Consider the following 23,718-nt stretch of genomic DNA (forward strand, 5'->3'; position numbering starts at 1 on the left):
ACAAATTATAAACAATAAGGATAAATACATATTTGCAGTTATATCAGGTTTTAGATTTAAAGTAGATCACTTGACTTCAGTAAAAAGAAAATTTTAAAATAAATAGAATCATTTATTTTCTTATAATATTTAAAAACAGCAATTTAGATATAAGATATTAATATAACATTTTGAGAGAGGTATTAAGTGAGTGCTAACAAAAAAATAAAAAATTTTAAAAGGGAAGTTGCTCTAAAAATTTTAGATCAAGTTATTCCTGATGAATATGGCAGTCTTGACGACTCGTCAAAGTTCACCATTGTTTCTATGCATTCGATTTTGAATTCAAAAAATATTTCTGAACCCCTTGAAACAATTTATGAGCACATGTTCACTGATGGCGGTCAAGACTTTGCTGTTGATGCTATTGCCATTTATATAAACAGAAAATTCATTGCCGTCGATGAAGACCTCAAACAACTAAAGGGGATAGTTCCTTGAAATATTAATATAATAATAAATCAATCAAAATTTAATTCGTCTTGACCGATGACAACTCTTAATTCTTTAAGTTCTTATTTACCATTACTTTTTAATGGTGAACTAAAAACAAAAAATGAAAATCTAAAAATAAGACAGAAACTAATTTCATCTTGTCTTAAAAAAAGACCAATTGACAATTCAGTAAAAGTGGAAATAAATATATGTAATATTGGAGATGTTAATGATATCGATAAAGGTGATAATGTCTATATACAAACAAAAAATAACTTTTTAAAAAATATTTCAAGTCAGATAGGGATATCTGAAAAAAATATCTCCGTAATTGAAAATGATTTAGAATTTATTAAAGATAATATTTTTTCAAAACCATTTAACAAAAATTTAATTTTTAAAAAGAATCTTATCGATACTTTTTCTGGAACGGAAAATGATGGATATGTTATGCTGTCTACCGTTTATGATTATTATAATTTTATTAGTGAAAATAATGAAATAAATGAATTTCTATTTGAAAGTAATGTTAGGGCTTTTCAAAACTCAACAGATATTAATAAGAATATTTCCAATACAATTATGTCTGAAAACGAACTAGATTTTTGATGATTAAATAACGGTATTACAATTATTGCTGAGGACATGGGGACACCTATAGGGGATTCTATTGAATTAGTTAATCCTCAAATAATAAATGGTCTGCAAACATCTTATTCAATTGTTGGTTCAATAAAAAAATCATTGGAATCAAACCCAAATTATTTAAATGTAATGAAGTTAGAAGACAAAAGGAAAGTTTTAATAAAAATTATTAAAACTAAAGATGACAAAAAAAGTGAAAAAATAATTAAGGCTTCAAATACGCAAAATCAAATGAATACATCTACCCAAATGGCAAATCAACAAATATTGAGATCATTAGAGCACGACTTCAAAGCCAAAGGTTTATTTTTTGAAAGAAGACGTAAGTATTATTCAAATAAAAAAAATGTTGATAAAAATTTCATTATTACGCCAGATTCGACTGCAAAATATTACGCCGCAACTAAAGAAAAAATCCCTGCGATTGCCAAAAATAGAACTAAAATATTTTTCAATAGTATGGCAAATTTTGAAAAAGTATTTTTTAAAGATAACCAAATGTTTTTGGTAAATGTTACTTATATGTCTTGAAATATATTAAAATACATAAATAAATCAGCCGTTGTCGTGGAAGGATTTTCATTAGATAAAATACAAGCTACAAAAACAAATTTTAGATATCATATTATATCGTTATATTATATAAAATATTTGGAATTGGATCCTGTGACACCTGAAAGGGTTGAAAAAATAGTAAAAGATTTTTTTACTATTTTAAATATTTATATTAAAAATGATAATGAAAAGAAAGAAAATTTGAGAAGTATTTCAACAAGTTCTGATTTTCAGAAAATTATGTTTAAAGAATTTGAAGAGATAAAAAATAAATAAATTAAGGAATATAGATAAATGAATTTAGCGGAAAATAACTTTAATAGTTTTAAAATCTTAAAAGATTCATATGGTATAAAAAAACTAAGTGAATTACTAAGTGTAAATATTGGAACAATAAAAAGATGAGAAAAATTAAATAGTATTCCAACTCAATATACTTTTGACTTAAAAAAAATGATAAATCTAATTTCTGATTCCAATGAAGATATAGATATTATAAAAATAAATTATAAAAAACTACACAATAACCAAAAAATGCTTGATCAATTTTACACTACTGATAAATTAGCTAAAGAATGTTTTAAGATTTTGAAATTTGAATTAAAAAAAATCGAAATAGATATAGAAGATTTTAAAATAATTGAGCCAAGTGCCGGAGCTGGTAATATTTTTAAGTTGTTGGATAAAGATAAAAGAATTGGAATCGAATTAACAGAGGGTATTGACGATGAGTATAAAATTATAGATTTTTTAGATTATGCTCCTGAATTAGATGGGGATTATATTGTTTTCGGAAATCCGCCCTTTGGGTTAAGGGGAAACATGGCATTGCGTTTCATTAATCACGCTAGTAAATTTGCTGATGTTGTAGCATTTATACTTCCACCGCTATTTAATAGCGATGGTAAAGGGACGCCAAAAAATAGGGTAAAGGGTCTTGAGTTATTGTATAGTAAAGAGTTACCGTTACAATTATTCGAATATCCCGATGGAACAAAGGTAAAATTAAATGTTTGTTTCCAAATTTGAACAAAGAAAAATTGTGAATTAATCCCGGTCACAGTTAAAAGAAGCGTGAGCGATTATGTTGAAATTTTTTCTATTTCAGATGGTATCAATTCAAGTGATCAACGAAATGTTAAAATGATTAATAAGTGTGATTTTTATTTACCAAGCACAACGTTTAATGACATAAAGTTACTTGATTATTTTTCTGAAACAGAATATAAAAGAGGATATGGAATAAAAATATTAAAAGATAAAGAAAAAATATCAAATATTTTGATAAACACTAATTGAAATGATGTCTCTATGAAGTCGGTAAATTTTTCTAAAAATGTTAGAAAAAGCATTATAGAAAAAGTGCTTATTGAAAACAAAATTTTTAATGATATTGATTAATTTTTTATAAATTTAAAAATATAATAATTTATTATATAATTCTATTAAGTGATTTTAATTTCTTGACTTCACAGAAAAACAAAATAAATAAGGAGTAAATTTATGACATTAACAACATTAATTCTTACAGAATTATTTGGTACTGCATTACTAGTATTACTAGGAAACGCAATAGTTGCCAACGTAGTATTCAAAAAAACTAATGGTGAAAATGCTGGATGAACTGCTATTTCAATCGGATATGGTTTTGCAGTTGCAGTAGCAGCTTTCATTGCACTACTATCTGGTGGAGCAGCACACTTAAACCCAGCAGTATCACTTGCAGTTTTAATTGGATCAAACTTTGATCCATTTGGAAATGGACTTGCTTGATGAATTGCGCTTGCTATATTAGCTCAATTAGTTGGAGCAGCATTAGGACAAATCCTATGTAACTTAGTATTCTTTAACTTTATTAAAGAAGCTATGAAATCAGGAGATGAATTCCAAGTAGCAAACGTACGTGGTATGCACGTTACAGGAATCAACGAAACAAACAATAAAACATTCGCATTTATTGCTGAGTTCTTAGGAACTGCAGTATTAGTTGCGATCGTTTGTGGATTCTCAGGATTTGCTGGAACACCAAACGCAATTGGAGCAGCTGCTGGAATTGGTTCATTTGGACCATTATTAGTAGGACTTGCAATTATGGTTGTTGGATTCGGATTGGGTGGAACTACAGGTTTCGCATTAAACCCAGCACGTGATTTAATGCCAAGAGTAGTTTACCAATTAATGCCTGGAGAAAAAGCTAGCGCACAATGAAGTTACTCATGAGTACCAGTTGTAGCACCGTTAGCTGCCGGAGCAGTTGTTGGAGCATTATTCTTAATTTAATTATTAGAATAAATTCTTAATATTAAAAAAATCGCTTAGGCGATTTTTTTGTTGTATTGACGGCAAAATTATAATTGATGTGAATACTAATAAATTATTTCAAATATGCAAAGTGTTTCATTGTCTGTTAAACTGGTAATATGAATAATAAAAATATATTAGATTTATTATTAACAAATTCTTTAAATGAAAAAGAATATTTTTTTATTACCGATTACGACAATGGATTAAAAGATGATGAAGTCAATGACTGACTTCTTAGACAATATTTGTTTAAAATACAAAGTGAAATTTCAAACATATCTGATAAAAAAGATAGGTTAAATTTTATAAACAATCTAATTACAAATAAAGTCGATAAGTTTACTACTAAAAAAATATATTCAGAATTTGAAAGTGATGAGTATGATGTTACAACGTTAAAACTAGGGATTACGGAGTTATTTACTGAGCCTATATCATCAAGGTTATTTAAAGAATTTTCAACAATGCCTTCTGAGTTTGATCTAATTTCCCCATTCATATCATCAATAATGTTAAATCAACTTTTGAACCATGTAAAAAATGACAATAATCTATTTATAAGAATTATCACAACTACATATGATGGAATATCAAATTTAGAATCAATTAAAAAAATAAAATGATTGGTTCAAAATTATCCAAATAATTTTATTGCAGTATTGGAAGATTCATTTTCAAATAACACCGAAAGATTGCATGCGAAATCATATGACTTTAAAAGACAAAATGGATTTGGCTCTTTGTATATTGGATCTTCAAATTTCACAAAAACGGGGACACTTACTGGAAAAGAATATAATGTAAAAATTTCAGAGTTTGCAGACAAGAGAATATACGATCAACAGCAACGTGAATTTAATACACTTTTTAATCAAAATAATTTTATTAACTTTAAAACTGATATGGATAAGATAAATGAAATTATAAATATTATGACTTTCAAAACTAATGAATTAAAAAGGATGAAAGTTGAAGAATCTAAAAAATTAATTCATTTAAAACAAAAGGAAGAATCAAAAAAAAGTTATATTCCTTTTGAGTATCAAAGCAAAGCAATTAAGCAAATTAAAAATGAAACAATAAATGGTAAACACAAACATTTATTAGTTATGGCAACCGGAACTGGTAAAACTGCTACAGTAGCGTTTTATGTAAATGAAATTAGAGGTTCTGATTTTGACACACCAAAAGTATTATTTATTGCACCAAGAAAAGAAATTTTAGAACAAGCAAAAAACACATTTAAAAACATCTTAGATATCGAAGACGACGAATTCGCAGAGCTATACAATTCAAAGATTAATATACACAATTTTGATTCAAGTAATTATTCAATATTTTTAGCAACCCCAAATACACTAAAGGGCGATTTTTTAAAGAAAATTTCTAAGGAAAAATTTGATTGTGTAATTTTTGATGAGGCACATCACATGGAGGCAAATTCAATCCAAAAAATATTTGATTCAATTGAGTCAAATAGCGACGAAATAATAGGAATCACAGCAACCCCTCAAAGAATGGACGGCGTTGATGTTTCCAAGTACTTTGGAGATAGTTATACATATGAATTAAGATTATTTGAAGCAATAGAAAAAAACTTATTATCAAAGTTTAACTATTACTTCATCGAAGACGATTCAACGGAAACTATTGACTTTGACATTACTGATGAAAAAAGATTAACAAATTTTTTATCAACGGATAAAAGAAATGATTTTGTATATAAATCAATTATTGAGTATATCGGGGTACAAAACGTTACAACTAGGACATTAATTTTTTGCGCATCAATTGAACACGCAAAAAATGTTAGTGATTACTTGAGGTCAAAAAATGAAAGGTCAGAATATATTGCTTCTCAAATATATTCTGAAAAAGATGAACAATGGATTGGCTTAAAAACAATTGATAGAGATAAAATAAGAACACAATTTGAAAATGCTGAAATTAATTATTTATGTACTGTTGATATGTTTAATGAAGGTGTCGATATTCCAAGTATTGATAACGTTATCTTTCTGAGGCCAACAAGTTCATCAATAGTTTATATTCAACAATTAGGCAGAGGATTAAGGAAGCTACCGGATAAAAAATTAGAAGTATTTGACTTTGTAAATAATGTTAATACTGAAAAGAATAAATATTATGATCCATTAGGATTTGTTAGATTAATAAATCCAAACATTTCTTTAAAAGAGACTATAAATAACATAAATTCAATAAATAATTATCTACCAGATGGAGTTAATTTCAACTTTACAAAAATATCAGCAAAAAGAATTGTCAAATATTTAAAACAACTTGAAAGTAGTGGAAATAGTTTTTCATTTAAAACATTTGCGAATTACAAAAAAAATAAAATTAGTTCAACTTATGAAAAATTAAGAAATTATTTAAATGAAACCAAAGTGTCAACGCATAATCTTTATTCAAACGAGTGCTTTAGTGATGCAACAAATTTGGAAAGAAATGGATTTTTAAAGATATCATTGATAAATGTAGAATGAATCATTAAAGAAATGTTCGAGTGTTTCATTGATAAAAAAACAACAAATAATGTATACATTCATAGGTTAATCAATGATGCGTTTGCCATTGAAGGTGAAAAAGGTGTTTGAACTACATTATTTGAAGGTGGCCTATACAAAGAAATATGCGCGTTGTTAAGATACAAATTAAATTTTGAGAGATTATTGCCAAATGAGGTCAATGATTTAAAGGGATTAAAAATGTCATTCATGACGGCTCAAAATTTGTTTCTAACAAATCCTGAAATTAATTTATTAACAAACTCGCAATCAAGTGTAAATAATTATGCTAGTGAAAAATTAATAATAATTAGAACCAGCGAAAGCGATAGCGATACAACTCACGGGTATGAAAATAGCTATAACTATGAAACTAAAGTTTTAAAATGAGCGGCGGATCCAAATTGAAAATTAAACCCAACACCAGGGCAAAAAACATTTTTAGATGAAAGCACAACGGTTAAATTACTTTATAGAAGCTACGAAGATACAAAATTATATAAAAACACACCTGGTGGTAAAATACACACTTACATTGGTGAAGTGGAAAAAATCAATGGTGTAAGGGAATATTGAAATATCAAGAAAAATAAAAATAATATTTTTTATTTAATGAAATTAAAATAGGTAAACAATATTAACTTATAGTGAATAATTAAGTTTTAACATTATATTCAATAGGTATGTTGGTGGTTTAAAGAAAAAAATACATTATCTTAGTGATTCTTGACAAAAAAAAAAAAAAATCCATAATCATCCATAGGACCATGGGTGATTTTTTTATGCAAAAAATAAGAGTTTTTGAAACATTTGCAGGCATTGGTGCGCAACACAAGGCTTTAGAAATACTTAAAATAAATAAAAAAATTGATTATGAAATAGTTGCAATAAGTGAATGAGATATTTGATCAAATATTTCATACAACGCAATACATTACGACAACAAAAACATTGCAAATGGTTTAACGGATGATGTAATGAATGATTTGTTTGACAAGTTTACCTTATCGAACGATGGCAAAACCCCATATGATAAAGACTGCGTAAAAAGGCTGCCTAGAAGTACAAGAGAGTTGTTATATAGTTCTATCTTAAATACAAATAATTTAGGAAGTATCACTGAAATAAGCGGGTCGTCACTAATAAAAAAATCAGGAGATATTGATCTCATTACGTATTCTTTCCCGTGTCAGGATTTGTCTACTGCAGGAAGCTTTCATGGATATGGCAAAGGAATGGCTAGAGGTTCAGGCACAAGATCTGGATTACTATGAGAAATTGAACGAATATTAATTGATTTAAAAAATGAACAAAAATTACCAAAGTATCTTTTTTTAGAAAACGTTAAAGCAATGCTTTCACAAAAAAACAAAGGCGATTTTATTGAGTGACTGTCATTTTTGCAAAGCATTGGGTATAATACGCAAACTTACATCATGGATTCAAGTAAATATGGGTCTGCCCAGTCAAGACAAAGAGTGTATGCGTTGAGTGTCCTTGACGGTGGAGATGAATTTATTGATACATTCAAAAATAGTGGTCAAATTGTCGAACTAAATATTCCTAAAGATGTATCTAAAGAATTTAATATCAAAAAAAATATGACTGAAGTACTTAACCTAAATTATGTAAACGACGTGAATAGCGAAAGTTATAAATATACTAATGAAGCAATTGAGGCAACTCCCAATAGGACACCAAGTAGAAAAAGGATGTTTGAAAATAATTACTTGTTGTTTTCAAAGGAAAGTGTTGAGATAGACAAAAGATCAAAATCAAACCATATAAATTACACTAAAAAAAATGATGGCTTTTATTTACCTAGGTGTAGAACGATAACAACGAAACAAGATAGACACCCAAATGCTGGAGTTGTCGACTTAAGAGGCACAATTCTGCAAAATCAGCAAAATAAAGCAAAATATAGATTCCTAACAACAAGAGAAACAATTGTACTAATGGGATTTGAAAATTGTGATTATGAAAAAATGGTATCAAATAAAGAAGTAAAAAAAGAAAAGCTATATAAACAAGCAGGTAACAGCATTGTTGTGAATGTTTTGGTTAGTTTGATACATCACTTAATAAACATCGGAGAAAAATAATATGAATAAATTAAAAATGTGAAACATAGGAACCAATTTCAACAGTTACTTGAAAGACTATCAAGCAATAAATTTTTTTAAAAAAGGTGACAAACTATTTTTCATGCTAGGTAATGAAAACACAGAATTCAAAGTAAAAGTTAATGGTGACAAAATCTTCAAAATAAAAGATGGCAAGGATTCGACATTTAAACAGGTGCTAAGAGTTTGGATAACGCTTGGGTTTATAAAACTGAATAGCAACTCATTTATTGAAAAAATAGCAGACATAATGAAGTTTGAATTTACAGTTTGCGTAGATCCAGGAAGTGATTTAGTTGTCGAGACAAAGCAAACAATTATTGATAGATTAGGAGGGAAAAAGGAATTTTCATTTAAAGATGAATGAGAATTTTATAATGGTCTTGCATTTGTAGCAGTACTTCAGAATGAAATAAAAACAAAAAAAACCGACAATGAAAAATTTGATGTAATTAAAACAGCCACCGATTTATTTGTAGATAGCCCTAAATTTTACTTTGATTCGATGGATGACATGAAGTCAAATACTTCACTTAAATCAATTTTATCAACGTATAAAGTTAAACAAGTATATGATGATAAAAAAATAATTAAACTAAGTTACAAGTACTTATTCAAAAATGATTGGAGTAGATACTATTTGGAAGACGAAGTTGAGAAGATGTTCACAGATGGTGATTTTTCATTCTCCAGTGAAAAAAATAAAATCGTTGTTGAAGATGAATATAAATTTGAAAACGACTCAATCAAATCAAGTTCATATTTATTTGGGGCTTTCATTTCAGAGTTTTTCTTAAAACCAGGAATTTCTACAAAAATTACTGTCCCAATTTATCAAAGACAATATAACTGAAATAAAAAATTAGCATTGGGACTATTGAATGACTTGATTAAGCTTCAAAAAGGAGAAAATCATTATATTGGAAGTATAGTATTGCACGCACCAAAAAATAAAAATATATACAAATTAATTGATGGACAACAAAGGCTTACGACATGTTTTTTAATATTGAGAAACATTTATAATGTTTACCTTTATAAAGGTTATGAAGTCCCAAATGTTTTACATGGAATATTTAAGATAATAAATGGTGAAAACTCAATAACAAAATCATTCATAAGAATTGACTCTAATCCTGATTTAAGAGCTTTCAATTGTGCAATGAGAGGTGCAACAATAAGTGATACTAAGAGTAATGTATTTGATAATTCTGTGGAAATATTTAGAGAGTTAAAACCGCTCAATGATAAATCTTTAAACGATGTCTATCTGAAAGTTGTAAATTATTTAAACATTGTAGTTACTTCTGACAATGTTTCAAATGAATATAAATTATTTGAAAATCTAAATACCAAATCGCTACCGCTATCAGTTATGGATTTAGTGAAAAACTTTTTGTTTATGCAAATTGATATTAATTTGGTCGATAAAAAAGAAACAATACTTCAATCTATGTATGATGAATTTATTTCTTCGAAGTTCAGAAAATTAAAAAACCCAGACAATACCATGAATAGTTTCATCAATGTTTTTTTAAGATTCAATGGCGAAGATTATTCATCGTCATCAATGTTCGAAAACTTTAAAAAAATAATCTCCTCAAAGTTTACGGATGAAAAAAACCTATCAACAATTGATGAATGCGAAAGTTTGTTTAAACATATTGGTGAGTACATAAATTTATTTTTGTCAATTTCAGACAGCGCAGTTTACAATGACCCCGAGTCTAAGACGTATAGATACAAAGATTTACTATCAATGTTCGAAAATAGAGAGATATACTATCCTTTAATAATGCAAACTCTTCTATTATTTAACTACAAAAATTTTAAAAATGATAAAACAATAGTTAATAATATAAGAAAAACTTTGTTTGAAATAGAAAAGTACGAAGTTAGATTGCAGGTTTCCAACTATAAAGGGCAATCACTATCATCATTTGTAGATAATGTTACACAAAAACTAAATCAGGATAATATCTCTGACGTATACATGAGAGAATTACTGGTTAATGGTCAAGAGGATCAATCGAACAATAGGGTAAGTATTGATAGATTTAAAAATAGTTTAGAAAATTCAGACATATCAGTAAAAATTGCGACACTAATTGGCTATAGAATTGAAAATTGATTGTCAAACAATATGGACTTATTCGGCGAAGAATATAATTACATCGACACAAAATATTTAAATAAATCCCTAGAACACATCGTGCCCCAAAGACCGAATGATAAGTGATTTGAAGATATTATTGAGTGAAGTGATTTTAGTATTAATTTACAAGAAGCAAAACAATGAAAAACAAAATATCTTAATAAAATCGGTAATCTAATGTGTATTGAAAAGAATTCAAATTCAAAAGGAAAAAATCATAGATTTAAAGAAAAAATTAACATCTATAAAAAAGAACAAAAAATTGCAGATTCATTTCAATTTGTTGGATATTCCGGTAATGACCTAGATTTAATAGATCTTACAACTGTAGAAAGATTTGATAAAGAAATAATCGAAAGAAGAACGAAACAAATAGCTAATATTTGTGCTGAAATTTGAAAAGATTAATTAATAAATATTTCGGTTTTAACAATTAAGTTTGTTTTTTGATATTATTATTTATATATAACGAATACGAAATCATTCAATATCAAAAAGGTAAAAGTGGAAAACAATTTTTTTATAAGATATCAAAAAGATGAATATTTAGCAGAATTTAATGAGCTAAATGAATCTACTAATTTTAAGAAGAGCAAAGGGTTCTTTAGCATATGATTTTTCTATTGAAGAAAACATAGTGTTAAAGCTTTTTTTGTTATTTTCTTTATATTATTAGTTTCAGTTGTTTCTGTATTTAACATATTTATAGCGAGACAATTAACTGCGTTACTAGTGGCTGAAACTATGATGAACTCATTTAACAACCCGGAAATGATGGTAGATATTGTAAAAGAGATTTTAGTCGATAGTGGAGTAAATCTAAGCCCTGAGGACCTTGCGATTATAACCAAATTTCTTGAGGGTCCCGAATATCTTGTAAACCCAGAAGTTATCAATGTCGTCCTTCAGAAATACTATTTTAGTTATATTTCTATTGGACAAGATGGAATAGCACGAGCACAATTCTTTATGTTTGAGATTAAAAAGATTGATTGAATTTGAATATTATTATCTTGTATCTTTTTGATAGTTGTGTTTATGTATGTAGCCTATGTTCTTTGTGGGTCGATTAGTGAAGACGCGAACACTGATTTAAAAAATAAACTAGTTAAATCATTGCTATATAAAAATGTAGAATTTTATAATAAAAACTCACAAGGTAAAATTACAGAAGCTATTGTAAAAGACTGTAAGAATATTGCAGAACAACTAAAGGTTGCTCCGATTATTCTTGTATTTATAATCTTTTCAACAATTGGTTCAGTTGCTATGCTTACATATATTGATTTAATTATTTCAATGTTAATGTTTGCATTAATATTGGTGACATTACTTATTGCTCTGATTGTTGTTCTTTTAATTTCAAAACCAGTTAAAAGATCAATGATCGAAAGATCAAAGCACGATTCAGCTATTACTGAAAAAATAGCTGCAATTAGACTTGTTAAATCAAGTGGTAGTTGAGATAGAGAAATTAAAGAAAACAATATTGAAACTGAAAAAAACAATCAAACAAATAAAAAACTAAACTTAGCAATATCTGTTATTCCAGGAATCATAATTGGAGCAATGGGTTGTTTAACGTTATCATCAATGGTTTTTGGAGTATTTATCTTTGGAGATAATACTCAAAAACTAATTACAGTGTTCTCTTCATTTACCGCAGGTATCTTTGTAATGGTTACACCAATCTTTCAATTAAACACAATACTACAAAGTATTAATGCTACAAATAAATCATCACAAACTATTGGAGATATTATTGGAGATGATAACAAAATTAACAAAATCAAATACCCAAGATATGTTAGAGATAACATTATTGAAACAATTGAATTTGATGATGTTTCATTTGCATATCCTTCAAATCCAAATGAACAAGTAATTAAAAATTTAAGTATAACTTTAGAAAAAGGTAAATCTTATGCTTTCGTTGGACCATCTGGTTCTGGTAAATCAACAGTAACTCGATTGATCATGAGATTTTATGAAGAGTTCAGTGGGAAAATAACAATCAATGGCAATCAAGAAATTAGAGATATTGATTTAAAAAACTGAATGGACAACATAGGTTATGTTGATCAAGAACCACAAATTTTATCTGCTTCAGTTTATGAAAACTTAAGATATGTTAAAAAAGATGCAACTGACGAAGAGATAATTGAAGCTTGTAAAAAAGCCTCAATCCATAAATTAATTATGAGTATGCCAGAAGGATATGATTCATTCTTACAAGAAGGTGGAAAACAATTAAGTGGTGGACAAAAACAAAGAATGGTTATTGCTCGTACTTTTTTAAAGAACCCAAGTTTAATTATTTTAGATGAAGCCACTTCTGCTTTAGACAACTTAGTTGAAAAACAAATTTCACTTGAATTAGAAAAACTAATTGAAGGTAAAACAACAATAGCAATTGCACATAGACTAAGTACAATTAAAAACTATGACAAAATATTTGTATTAGATGTAAACAAAAAAATAGTTCAAACAGGTACATTTAATGAATTGATTAAAGTTCCGGGATTATTTAAAGAACTATATGAAGTCGGTAAGGAGAGTGAATAATTATGAAAAATAATTTTATCAGTATCTTTAGTCCTTCTAAAAACTGAAAGACATCTTTATATTTAGTGGTAGTAGTATTTGTATTAAGTTTTGCACTTTCTATATTTATGGGTTTTCAATATAACAATGCCGAAGGTAAAAGTGAAACATTTTGATTGATAGCTAAATATGAAAACTCATTAGCATATATTAGTCATATCTTTGATTCAAAAAATACAAGCACATTTGCACCAACTACAATTAATCAATCAGCTCAATTGTTTTCAACAATATCTGATTGACTACTAATTTCATTTCTAATATGATTTGTAATTGTAATTGGGTTTACAGTTAACCATTTTAGATTTATTGGTTTTATCGGTAAAAAAAGAAGATTGATTAATGCATCAATTATATTAGTAGCTTCACTTATATTGTTGATCTTAATATTTCTATACTGAGTTGCTTACTTTCAAGCAATACCAGTATTGATCAATAAAGAATGACACGGAAGCACTACCTGATATCCTAGTTGACAAACAACTTTCCAATTAACAATTATGTTAGTTGGAGTTACTCTAATAGTTGCTATGGCTGCATATAACGTCTTTGTAGAACAAACAACAGTTTATGTAAGTATTTCTAAGAAAAACGAAATAGAAAGCTCTAAATCAACTCCTAAACCAGTAGTTGATTCAATCACAAGTGATGAATCAGATGATGAGATAACTACAAATATATTAAACTCTTAATTAATTTAATATATTTGTTACTTAATCGTATATTAATAAGTTCTATTTATATAAGATATTATTAGGAGATTAATATGCAAAAATTACAACAATATAAAAAAGAAATTTTGAATCAATTGAGACAAAAGGTTTCTGATAAAATTCTTGAAGAAAGTAATTACAAATTTCTTGAAAAAATTATTTCAAAGGCGGAAACAAATCAAGAAATGAACGCAATTGCGACAATGGGTACCACATTCAATAAGACTGGAATTGTATATGAGCAAAGATTAGAAAAAATGGGAGAAGACATTAAATATTTAGCTTTGGATAAAGAAATGTCATTTATTTCAAGTGACGATCAAAATGTCCACAAATTAATTATTGGCGATAACTACGACGCTCTCCTTAATTTACAAATAAATTATTTTAACAAAATAAACATAATTTACATTGACCCACCATATGGATCTAACGACCTTGGTGAATTTGCAAAAACAAATTATGAAAATAATATTTCACGACCAAATCTACTATCTATGTTACATCCAAGATTGTTAGTTGCTAAAAACCTACTATCTGATGATGGCGTATTGTTTTGCTCAATTGATGATAAAAACCAGGCGTATGTTAAATGTCTACTTGACGACATTTTTGGCGAATCTGCGTTTAGGGGGTGTTTGCCAAGAACGACCACTACAAAGGGTAAAAACGATTCCAATGGTTTTGCGCAGAGGCATGATTATATTTTAATATATTCAAACAATGAAGAGTTGGAAGGCCAAGATACAACTGCAAATAGATACAACAAAAATGATGATGATGGAATGGGGCCTTATCATACAAATAATTATGTCACTGCCCCTAAAGGAATACAATATTCAAAATCATTAGATTTTGAATATGAATTGGATGGAATGATATACAAACCAATTTTGTCCTCTGGTGAGCGTTACTGTTGAAGGTGAGGAAAAGCCAGGATGGATGCTGCACAGAAATTGGGAATAATTTATGGAAAAAATGGTTTGATTTATCAGAAGCAATATTTAGATTATGAATTTGAACAAAAGACGAATAAGTTAATTAAAAAAGAGAAAAAAATGGCGACTTCATCCCTATACTTTGTTGATTTTAAATACAGTAACACAATGGCTACCGAGGAACTAAAATCATTAATGATATCTTTTAAATATCCAAAACCTACGTCAATGATAAAGGAGTTGATCAAACTTGTTCCTTTTAATGAAGACGCAATTATATTAGACTTTTTTGCTGGATCGGGTACAACCGGACATGCTGTTGCTGAGTTAAATTTTGAAGATAATGGAAAAAGAAAATTTATACTTTGTACTAACAATGAAGTGGATGAAAAAATGCATCCGAATGGGATCGCAAAGGACGTTACATATGAAAGACTTTCAAAAGTTATGTTAGGCAAGTCTTCCAAGGGTGAAAATGGTTTTGATTGAATTGGTAAATTCAAAAATAATCCTTTAGGTGGTTCTCTAAAAACATTTAACATTGAAAAAATAAAAAATAATTCGGAAAAGGTATTTGATGTTATTGATGAATCAAATTATGATATTGCAGAAAAAATGAACATAAATAAAAAAGTAGACTGAGTTTGCAATAACTTCGAAGTGACAAGTAAGGTATTGAAATAATATGAATCCCGATGTGTTAAGAATACAAGAAGAAAATGTGAAAAAAATAATTAGATTTTTTGGAAAGAAGGACATTGTAACCTTTAAAGCTCCGACAGGTTCGGGCAAAACAATAATGATATGTAATTTTATTCAAGAAATTTTGTCAAATGAGAAAGATGCAGTTTTTATTGTTTCATCATTATCAAAAAGTGAGTTAGCCAGTCAAAATCACAATACTTTTCTCAAAGCATCATTAAGCAATTTTAAATTAAAGCCATTTTTGATTAACGTTTCTGGAACCCAGGAATCAGGAGTTTATATACCCGATGATAAAAATATTTATTCTTTGCCGAGAGATTTGTATAAAAAAAATGGAAAAATATTTGGAGCACCATTTGATATATTTTTAACTAGTTTAAAGAATAAGCAAAAAAAAATTTATTTAATAAAAGATGAATGTCATATAGAGACTAACAATCTTGACAAATTATCAAAATATTTCGATAAGACATTAAATGTTTCCGCAACACCACAACCTACTAAATTTTTGGTAGATGTTGAGTTAAGAGAGGAGGATGCCGAACGTGTTTTTTTAATAAAGAAAAAGAAGATTCGTGGGATCGGATTAATTGACGAACTTGAAGATGCAGTCCAAGAGTTTATAAAATTAAAAAAACAGTACAACAACTTATTAAATATAAACCCTTGCATGATTATTCAAATTTCAAACGAGGACAAGGGCGCAAATGAATTTAAAGAAATAAAAAAAATAGTAAATGACCCTACAAAAAATCTACATTGAATGTATTTGGCTGATGATGTTAAAAAATATGAGACAAATGATAAAATTCAAAAAATATCAAATAAAAATAAAAAAGTTAAGTGAAAACAATATGCAAGAAGAAGTGATTCCCTTATAGATGTTATAATTTCTAAAATGGTTATAACAGAGGGTTGGGATATACCTAGAGCCTGCGTTTTATTTCAGGTAAGAAATACAAAATCTAAAACTCTTACAGATCAAATCGTTGGCCGCGTTAGGAGAAACCCCATTTTATTAAATTGAAATAATTATGAATCAAACTCCCCAGAAAGAGATCTTGCTTCATCTTGCCTCATTTGAGGAGATACCGGCAAACCTTCGAGGGAATTTAAAAGGGTAAAACTTATTAAAGACATATTTGAAGTTCGAACGTCTAAATTAAAAGATTTAAATCAAATATATAAGACATTCAATTTTGACGTTAATAAATTTATTTTAGAGCAAGAAGTTATTGAAGAGAGCAAATCTATTTTTGACAAATATAGAGACTGAAAAAAAATTGATCCCGATATACAAGAGGCTTGCTGAAAAGAAATTACGACATTTAATGATTGAATTAACTTTTCTGAATACTCAGAAAAAATTTCAGAAGAAAGTAAAAGAATGACGGAAAATTATGAACACACAATTATGCTTGGGCCAATTGAAAGACTACAAAAAGAAAGTTATTTTGAAAAAACTAACATACAAATAAACTTATCTGATCAGGTTTGAGAAATAATTAGCAATGAAGATGATGACGATGAATTCCACTTCGACTCAGAAGCTGAAAAAATATTTGCAAAAATACTTTCAAAATTGAATGTTCCAATTTGGGCGAGAAACTATTACCCTAATTCAAAAATTAAATTTGAATACATAAATGACACTGTTAAGAGCTCATATCCCGATTTTGTTTTAACGGATAAGAAAAAAATAAACCATATTTTTGAAGTTAAAAGTTTTAACAAAAGAAAAGACAAATCAATTGATGAAATGGACTATAAGAAAAAAGTTAAGGCATTGGGAAGGTGTTATTTGTGAGCGTCTAAGTTCACAAAGCAAACTTTCTATATTCCAATTTTGGAAGACAACATTTGAAACATTGAGAAATACGAAAATGGAAAAAAATTCAACCTTACTAAAGAAGAATTTATTAGTTCATTCACCTAATATTATGTAATGATATTTGCACAAATATATTCTCTATATCAAAAACAATCCAATAATGTTTATTGTTATTTTTTGATATATTAAGCACAATAAAAACGAGACATAAAATTGTCTCGTTTTTATTTTCTAAGAATTACTATTTTTTGTCACTGTATCACGGTTATTTTTTTGTTTTATCTATTTGATTTTTGTTCTTGTTCGTATTGTTTTCTTTCATCAAGTTTTGTATATACTTGGTAATCTAATATATCTGAGTTAGGAGATGTTCAAATACCTTTTAGTGTAGTGATACAAATTGTTCAAACAAATTGTACGTATCAAAATGACATGAACACCATTAATAGGCTAAGCATAAAGAAGAAAATGTTATCTCTGTTTTGCATTGCGTTACTAATGTTTTGTAATAACCTTAAAACAGCCATTAACATAATTCAAATAACTGTTATAGTAGCAACTACTAAAGCAATGATAGAAAATGCTATTTGAATTGAATAAATTCCAGTTTTATTTGCAAATGCTTCTTCAGAACTTTTTAATCAGAATAGTGGAATAGATATTAAACTAATACCACCAATACCGGCTAATACATAAAACATTATTAATACACTGTCATCTGTTAACACACCAAGTTGTTGTGCATATAGTGCAAGGATTGAAGCTGTTATAGCACTTATAATAAATCCAGCCATTCCGTAATGTTTTCCGATTACAAACTTAGGATTTTTTCTAGCGCTTGAATCTTTAACTTGAATGTTAGGTAAGTTACTTAACATGAATGGAGTTAATATACCTTGTACTCCAATAGAGAATACACTTAAGATGTAACGATTAGCTATCAATTCATCATCAGATGAATTTTTAACAAAGTTTAAGATTATTAAAGTGAAATAGATATTAGCCACACATGGTAGTGTTAATGCAACTATTAAGATTGCAAACTGTGGTGCATTATCAGGAGTACCAAGTGATGTGTATTGACTGATTGAACCAAAGATTGCTAACGTTGTTATTATTGATAATATTAGACCCATTATATTAAATAACTTAATAGAAGATCTAACGTGTGATAATTGTGAATTGTACATTTTCAATTTTCTCCCATGTGTAATATTTTACACCTATTTTTTTTATTCACACAAACACAATTTTCAACACTTTGAACTAATTTTAATTTTTAAGTCGTTATAGAAAGTGGGGGTATATATGGAAGACAAAATTGAAATTAGTATATTAGAAATAATCGATGAACTTAGACATTGTAGAGATAAATCTTTTCATAACAAAAATGTTTAAAACATATGTTGTAAAAAGAGATGAATTAATTAATGATAAAATATATCCAGATGATACAGAACTAGTACTTATGAAATCGCTACATAATAAGGCGCTTAAAAAAGTATTTAGCACAGCTATCGAGGAGTATTTATACGACGTGAGTAAATGTGACATAGCAGTAGCCATTGCTGTTAAATCTTTAAAAGAAGAATACAACTTAAAATTTGAAAAACAAGAAACTGAATTCTCAAACAAAATAAATATTCAACAAACTGAATTCTTGGAAAAGTTCGGTATTCAACAATCTGAGTTCTCAGAAAAGTTTAACAAACAAGAAGAAACAAATAATGAATTACAAAAACAAATCAACTTACTTATAAATAGCAAAACATAAAAATAATTAAGGAGTATTTATACAACGTGAGTAAATGTGACATAGCAGTAGCCATTGCTGTTAAATCTTTAAAAGAAGAATACAACTTAAAATTTGAGAAACAAGAAGAAACTATCAATGAGTTGAAAAAACAAGTCAACTTACTTATAAATAATAAATAGCAATAAAAAATGAACCATATATAAGTTGTGACTTATTCTAGGTTCATTTTTTTATCCAATAATTTTTGTAAACTTTTCTTTTTCAAGTCTAATCTTTTTTTCTTTAAATGATTTTTTCTGACTACGATCAATTTTTCCAAGTAACAATACTGTGGCTAATTCTTCGTTTGATTCAATTAGCTTCTTCGTTTGAAGAAATGTAGTCAATTTTTCTTTTGACATTCCTTCAATAGCGCAAGTATCAATTCCAATCTCTTCAGCTGTGGCTAAAGATGTTCCTAGAGCTATATAACCTTCTTTAAGGGGTCAAGAGGCTAGTTTAGAATCATTCTTGTGTATGTTTAGGCTTTTAGTTAAAAACTCTTCGTATTTAAGGTTTCTTTCTTCGTCATTATCTACAAGTCTATTAATTAGATCTGGTATATCATTGTCAAGGAATTTATCGTAGTTTGAAACAATGATAAATACTATTGCACTTGCATCACGTACATTTTTTTGATTATAAAACATAGGTAACATCACATCACGTAATTCTTTATTTCTCTTAACAACAACTGTTCTTCATGATAATAAGTTATATGCAGAAGGAGAGAGTCTCATAGCTTCTGTAATTGTCAATATTTCTTCATCAGATATATTGTGGTTCACATCATATAATGCAGCACTTCTTCTTTTTAGTAGTAATTCATTTACTTTCATAAATACCTCATAGTTTTTTTATATTAAGCTTTGTTTTCTGTTTTTCTTAATTTTGGATCTTCTAAAATCTCAAATGTTATTGATTGATATTCTTCCATTTCTTTTAAATCTTGTTCAGACATGTTTTTCATTATTTTCTTTTTCACTACAAAGAATAGTATAAGTGAAATAACGATAGTCATGATAATAAATAAAATTTGAATCAATGGAGATAGTCATGCTTGTAAGTCATTTGTTTTTATACCATTTGCAAAATCAATAAACATTTCAACAATTGTATAAATTCCAATACTTGCAAAAACAACAATTGTAATACTTCAAATAATGTATTCAAAGATATTAACCTTCAATTGTTTTTTGAACCCAAACTTAATTGCACTCAATATTACTAAGATATAACAAAAGGCAAATATCAATGAGGTTACACTTGCAAGTGTACCATAACCAATTAGCGATGGTTCACCACTAATACCTTCAATTAAATCTGGTAGTAATAAAAATATAGTCGCAAAGATAATATTTAAAATAAAAAACGTAAGAATAAGTTTTTTATTAACGTTATTTTTCATCTCTTTAGAAGAGAAAACTTCTTTAGAAATATAACCTTCTTTTACAAGTGGTTCTAAAATATTAGAACCATAAAATCCAAGTTGTGTCATTGTGTTAAATCTATTTAAAAAAGTACATGCAACTACAATGAATCAACCACCTTTTTGAATAAAGACACTATTGAATTTACCAAACATATTAGCATTTGGATTACCTGCGAAGTCATTTACGACTGAAGCAATAATGATTGATGAAAACGCAATAAAGAATAGGGTTGTTAATGTAAGACCGACAAGAATCATAATTGGCATATTTTTTTCTCTATTTTTAATAGCAGATCCAGTACTGATGAAAGTTTCAAACCCAGTAAAACTAAACATTACTAACATAAATACATTTACAAATGATTTAAGAGTAATGCTGCTGTGAACTTCTGTAGGTAGTTCTTCAGGTACTTTTTGATCTGAAGGTAAAAATATTAGAACAATACCAAAGATTAAAATTAGTAAAGTAATTGCTCAAGTAGTGTATGCAATCATTGTAGATACAGACTTGAATTTACCAATCCCAAGAACAGCTATTGTAGCTCCGATGGCACAAGCTAGTAGTCCAAAGACATCTAACATTAATTTTGTCCAATTACCAAACACGGGTTTAGCAATTGATTCAAGACTCATTCTCAATGAAGATACAACCATGATTACAACAACGATTGAAATACACAATAGTGAAACAAAGTTAAAGAACATTCCTCAGAATGAACCAAATGCAGTTCGAACATATTGTCCACCACCACCGTTGGCACTGTTGTGAATTCTTGAACACTTAATGTAAGCTCACGCTGACGAGAACAAGAATATTGATACTAATAATATAATCCATATTATATGGTACCCAATAAATGAAGATGGGTCACTAGGATTATAAAGGTCACTAAACATTAGCGTAAATGATATTCCAGCAATTAAACTAAATACCATTCATATTCCACTAATTAAACCAATCTCATTTGACTTGGTTTTATTTTTTATCTTCATTTTTCTCCTTAGCTCTTGGTTTGTCCTCTTGGACTTTATTTAAAATTACAGGAATGATAAGGGGGTTTCTTCTTTTTGCTCTAAATATATATGGAGAAAGAGATTCTCTAACTGATTGTTTTATTGAATGAAATGTAACCTTATTTGTTTTAAGTAATTCATTAACTGAATTACCAACAATTTTAATTGATTCATTTATTACATTAAAACTATCTTTCACATAGAAACATCCACGTGAAATTATTTTTGGTGGATAACACATTTTGTTTGTTTTTGAATCAATTGAAATTACAACAATAATCAATCCTTCTTTTGAAAGGGTTGTACGTTCTTTAATAACGTTTGATGCTTTACCAGTTGAATCTTTTCCATCAATATAAACAGCGTCAGCTGGAATTCGTTTACCAAGTTTAGCTAATCCATTTTGCATGACAATTGTGTCACCGTTAGCAATAACGAATGTGTTATCTTTTTTAACGTTAACTTTTGTAGCAGTTTCTGCATGAAGTTTTAACATTCTATACTCACCATGCATTGGCATAAAGTAGTGAGGTTTGAATATTGAAAATAAAAGTTTTTGTTCTTCTTGAGAAGCATGACCTGAAGTATGTATTAAATTAGAAGAACTATTTGTAATAACTCTTGCACCCAATTTTGTTAAGCGATTAACAACGTGTTCAACATCCATTCTATTTCCTGGAATAGGTGATGAAGAAAATATAACTGTATCACCTGGAACTATTTTCATAAATTTATGTTCTTGTTTTGCCATTTTAGAAAGGGCAGCCATTGGTTCACCTTGTGAACCAGTACAAATAACTATTACTTGATTTTTAGGATATTTATCAATATCAGTTTGTTTGATGAACATTTTTTCATCAATATCTAAATGACCCAAGTTTTTAATTACTTTAATCATTCTTTCAAGTGATCATCCAACGATAACTACTCGTTTAGAATATTTTTTAGCAAGTAAAATCATCTCTTGGAATCTATGTACATTTGATGCAAATGAAGCGATAATTACACGACCCTTAGCTTGTAAGATGTGTGAATCAATATTCAACATAACGGCTTTCTCACCAATTGTGTATCCTTCAACTTCGGCGTTTGTTGAATCGGCCAATAATAACTCAAGACCTTGTTCTCCAAATTCAGACATTCTTTGGATGTTTGCAGTATGACCTAATGGTGTTCAGTCAAACTTGTAATCTCCAGTTGAAAAGATTGAACCATTAGGTGTTTGAACATGTATTCCAAAAGCATCTGGAATTGAGTGGTTAACTGCAGCAAATCTAACAGTCATGTGTTTTGATTTGTAAACATCATCTTCAACGTATTCATAAATATTTGTAGCGTTTTGTAGTTTGAAATCTTTTAATTTTTCTTTAATTAATTCAGCTGCCAATTCTGGTGCATATATTGCAGGAATCTTAACTTTTTGTAAAAGGTAAGGAATTCCACCAATGTGGTCTTCATGACCATGAGTAATAAATAAACCAGTAATTTTATCTTGGTTTTCTAGTAGGTATGTATAGTCTGGAACAATGGCTGAAATTCCTGGTTCATTTTCTGAAGCAAACTTTACCCCAGCATCAATGATCATGATTTCGTTGTCATATTCAATAACATAAGTGTTCTTTCCGATTTCTTCTAGACCACCAAGTGCAAACACAGTTGTGGGTTTGTCATTGTTTTTTATTTCTACTCTTTTAATTATTTTCTCAGCATTTGCAGCCTTTATGAATTTATCTTTTGTTTCCATGAAACTCCTTAATTATTAAAATCGTTATTAAAAAAAATACTTTTGAATTTGGTTTGATTAAGTTAAGTTATTCAAAAAAATATATATTTTTCGTCTCGATTTATTAATGTATTTTTATGATATCACATATATAATTAAATAGTACTAAATGTACA

At 28.1% G+C, this 23,718-nt stretch carries 16 protein-coding genes; 12 read left to right on the top strand and 4 right to left on the bottom strand.

From position 1 onward, the window contains the following. The first annotated feature begins 186 nt into the window (after nucleotides 1–186). From AACL07_RS01200 to AACL07_RS01245, 10 genes are all read left to right on the top strand, one after another. On the top strand, nucleotides 187–1,950 hold the full coding sequence (locus AACL07_RS01200; RefSeq protein ID WP_338983926.1) for an AIPR family protein: 1,764 nt from the start codon (nucleotides 187–189) through the stop codon (nucleotides 1,948–1,950). A gap of 18 nt (nucleotides 1,951–1,968) precedes the next feature. Then, nucleotides 1,969–3,075 carry a hypothetical protein gene (locus AACL07_RS01205; protein ID WP_338983928.1) on the top strand — a complete coding sequence of 369 codons (1,107 nt, stop codon included), beginning with the start codon at nucleotides 1,969–1,971 and terminating at the stop codon, nucleotides 3,073–3,075. Between the two features lie 102 nt (nucleotides 3,076–3,177). Further along, a complete protein-coding gene (locus AACL07_RS01210; RefSeq protein WP_338983930.1) occupies nucleotides 3,178–3,954 on the top strand; it encodes an MIP/aquaporin family protein in 777 nt (258 codons plus the stop codon). A gap of 140 nt (nucleotides 3,955–4,094) precedes the next feature. Further along, nucleotides 4,095–7,133, top strand: coding sequence for a DEAD/DEAH box helicase family protein (locus AACL07_RS01215; protein ID WP_338983932.1), 3,039 nt, complete (start codon nucleotides 4,095–4,097; stop codon nucleotides 7,131–7,133). Between the two features lie 155 nt (nucleotides 7,134–7,288). Beyond that, the gene (gene dcm / locus AACL07_RS01220) at nucleotides 7,289–8,611 is read left to right on the top strand and encodes a DNA (cytosine-5-)-methyltransferase (RefSeq protein WP_338983934.1); all 1,323 of its coding nucleotides are present in this window, start codon (nucleotides 7,289–7,291) and stop codon (nucleotides 8,609–8,611) included. 1 nt (nucleotide 8,612) lies between these two features. Beyond that, nucleotides 8,613–11,195, top strand: coding sequence for a DUF262 domain-containing HNH endonuclease family protein (locus AACL07_RS01225; protein WP_338983936.1), 2,583 nt, complete (start codon nucleotides 8,613–8,615; stop codon nucleotides 11,193–11,195). A gap of 96 nt (nucleotides 11,196–11,291) precedes the next feature. Continuing rightward, nucleotides 11,292–13,352: an ABC transporter ATP-binding protein/permease gene (locus AACL07_RS01230; protein ID WP_338983938.1), complete on the top strand. Its 2,061-nt coding sequence runs from the start codon at nucleotides 11,292–11,294 to the stop codon at nucleotides 13,350–13,352. A gap of 2 nt (nucleotides 13,353–13,354) precedes the next feature. Beyond that, nucleotides 13,355–14,083, top strand: coding sequence for a hypothetical protein (locus tag AACL07_RS01235; protein WP_338983940.1), 729 nt, complete (start codon nucleotides 13,355–13,357; stop codon nucleotides 14,081–14,083). Between the two features lie 74 nt (nucleotides 14,084–14,157). Then, nucleotides 14,158–15,726 carry a site-specific DNA-methyltransferase gene (locus AACL07_RS01240; protein WP_338983943.1) on the top strand — a complete coding sequence of 523 codons (1,569 nt, stop codon included), beginning with the start codon at nucleotides 14,158–14,160 and terminating at the stop codon, nucleotides 15,724–15,726. Between the two features lies 1 nt (nucleotide 15,727). Continuing rightward, nucleotides 15,728–17,683, top strand: a complete 1,956-nt coding sequence (locus AACL07_RS01245; protein WP_338983945.1) for a DEAD/DEAH box helicase — start codon at nucleotides 15,728–15,730, stop codon at nucleotides 17,681–17,683. Nucleotides 17,684–17,856: 173 nt separating this feature from the next. Here AACL07_RS01245 and AACL07_RS01250 read toward each other — a convergent pair whose 3' ends face one another. Further along, on the bottom strand, nucleotides 17,857–18,768 hold the full coding sequence (locus AACL07_RS01250) for a hypothetical protein (RefSeq protein ID WP_338983947.1): 912 nt from the start codon (nucleotides 18,766–18,768) through the stop codon (nucleotides 17,857–17,859). A 200-nt stretch (nucleotides 18,769–18,968) separates the two neighbouring features. Here AACL07_RS01250 and AACL07_RS01255 point away from each other — a divergent pair, with 200 nt between their 5' ends. Both AACL07_RS01255 and AACL07_RS01260 read left to right on the top strand, forming a co-directional pair. After that, entirely contained in the window at nucleotides 18,969–19,352 is a 384-nt protein-coding gene (locus tag AACL07_RS01255; RefSeq protein WP_338983949.1) for a hypothetical protein, read from the top strand. Nucleotides 19,353–19,378: 26 nt separating this feature from the next. Next, complete coding sequence (locus tag AACL07_RS01260) at nucleotides 19,379–19,513, top strand: hypothetical protein (protein ID WP_338983952.1); 135 nt, start codon at nucleotides 19,379–19,381, stop codon at nucleotides 19,511–19,513. Between the two features lie 51 nt (nucleotides 19,514–19,564). Here AACL07_RS01260 and AACL07_RS01265 read toward each other — a convergent pair whose 3' ends face one another. Genes AACL07_RS01265 through AACL07_RS01275 form a run of 3 tightly spaced genes read right to left on the bottom strand, consistent with a single transcriptional unit; the run spans nucleotide 19,565 to nucleotide 23,563 of the window. Next, nucleotides 19,565–20,212: a nitroreductase family protein gene (locus AACL07_RS01265; protein ID WP_338983954.1), complete on the bottom strand. Its 648-nt coding sequence runs from the start codon at nucleotides 20,210–20,212 to the stop codon at nucleotides 19,565–19,567. 23 nt (nucleotides 20,213–20,235) lie between these two features. Further along, complete coding sequence (locus AACL07_RS01270) at nucleotides 20,236–21,798, bottom strand: APC family permease (RefSeq protein ID WP_338983956.1); 1,563 nt, start codon at nucleotides 21,796–21,798, stop codon at nucleotides 20,236–20,238. Beyond that, complete coding sequence (locus tag AACL07_RS01275; protein WP_338983958.1) at nucleotides 21,782–23,563, bottom strand: ribonuclease J; 1,782 nt, start codon at nucleotides 23,561–23,563, stop codon at nucleotides 21,782–21,784. Before AACL07_RS01275 ends, AACL07_RS01270 begins: the two co-directional genes overlap by 17 nt. Nucleotides 23,564–23,718 lie beyond the last annotated feature (155 nt).

The organism is Spiroplasma endosymbiont of Othius punctulatus (genome assembly GCF_964019505.1).
In the GTDB taxonomy this organism is placed as follows: domain Bacteria; phylum Bacillota_I; class Bacilli_A; order Mycoplasmatales; family Mycoplasmataceae; genus TIUS-1.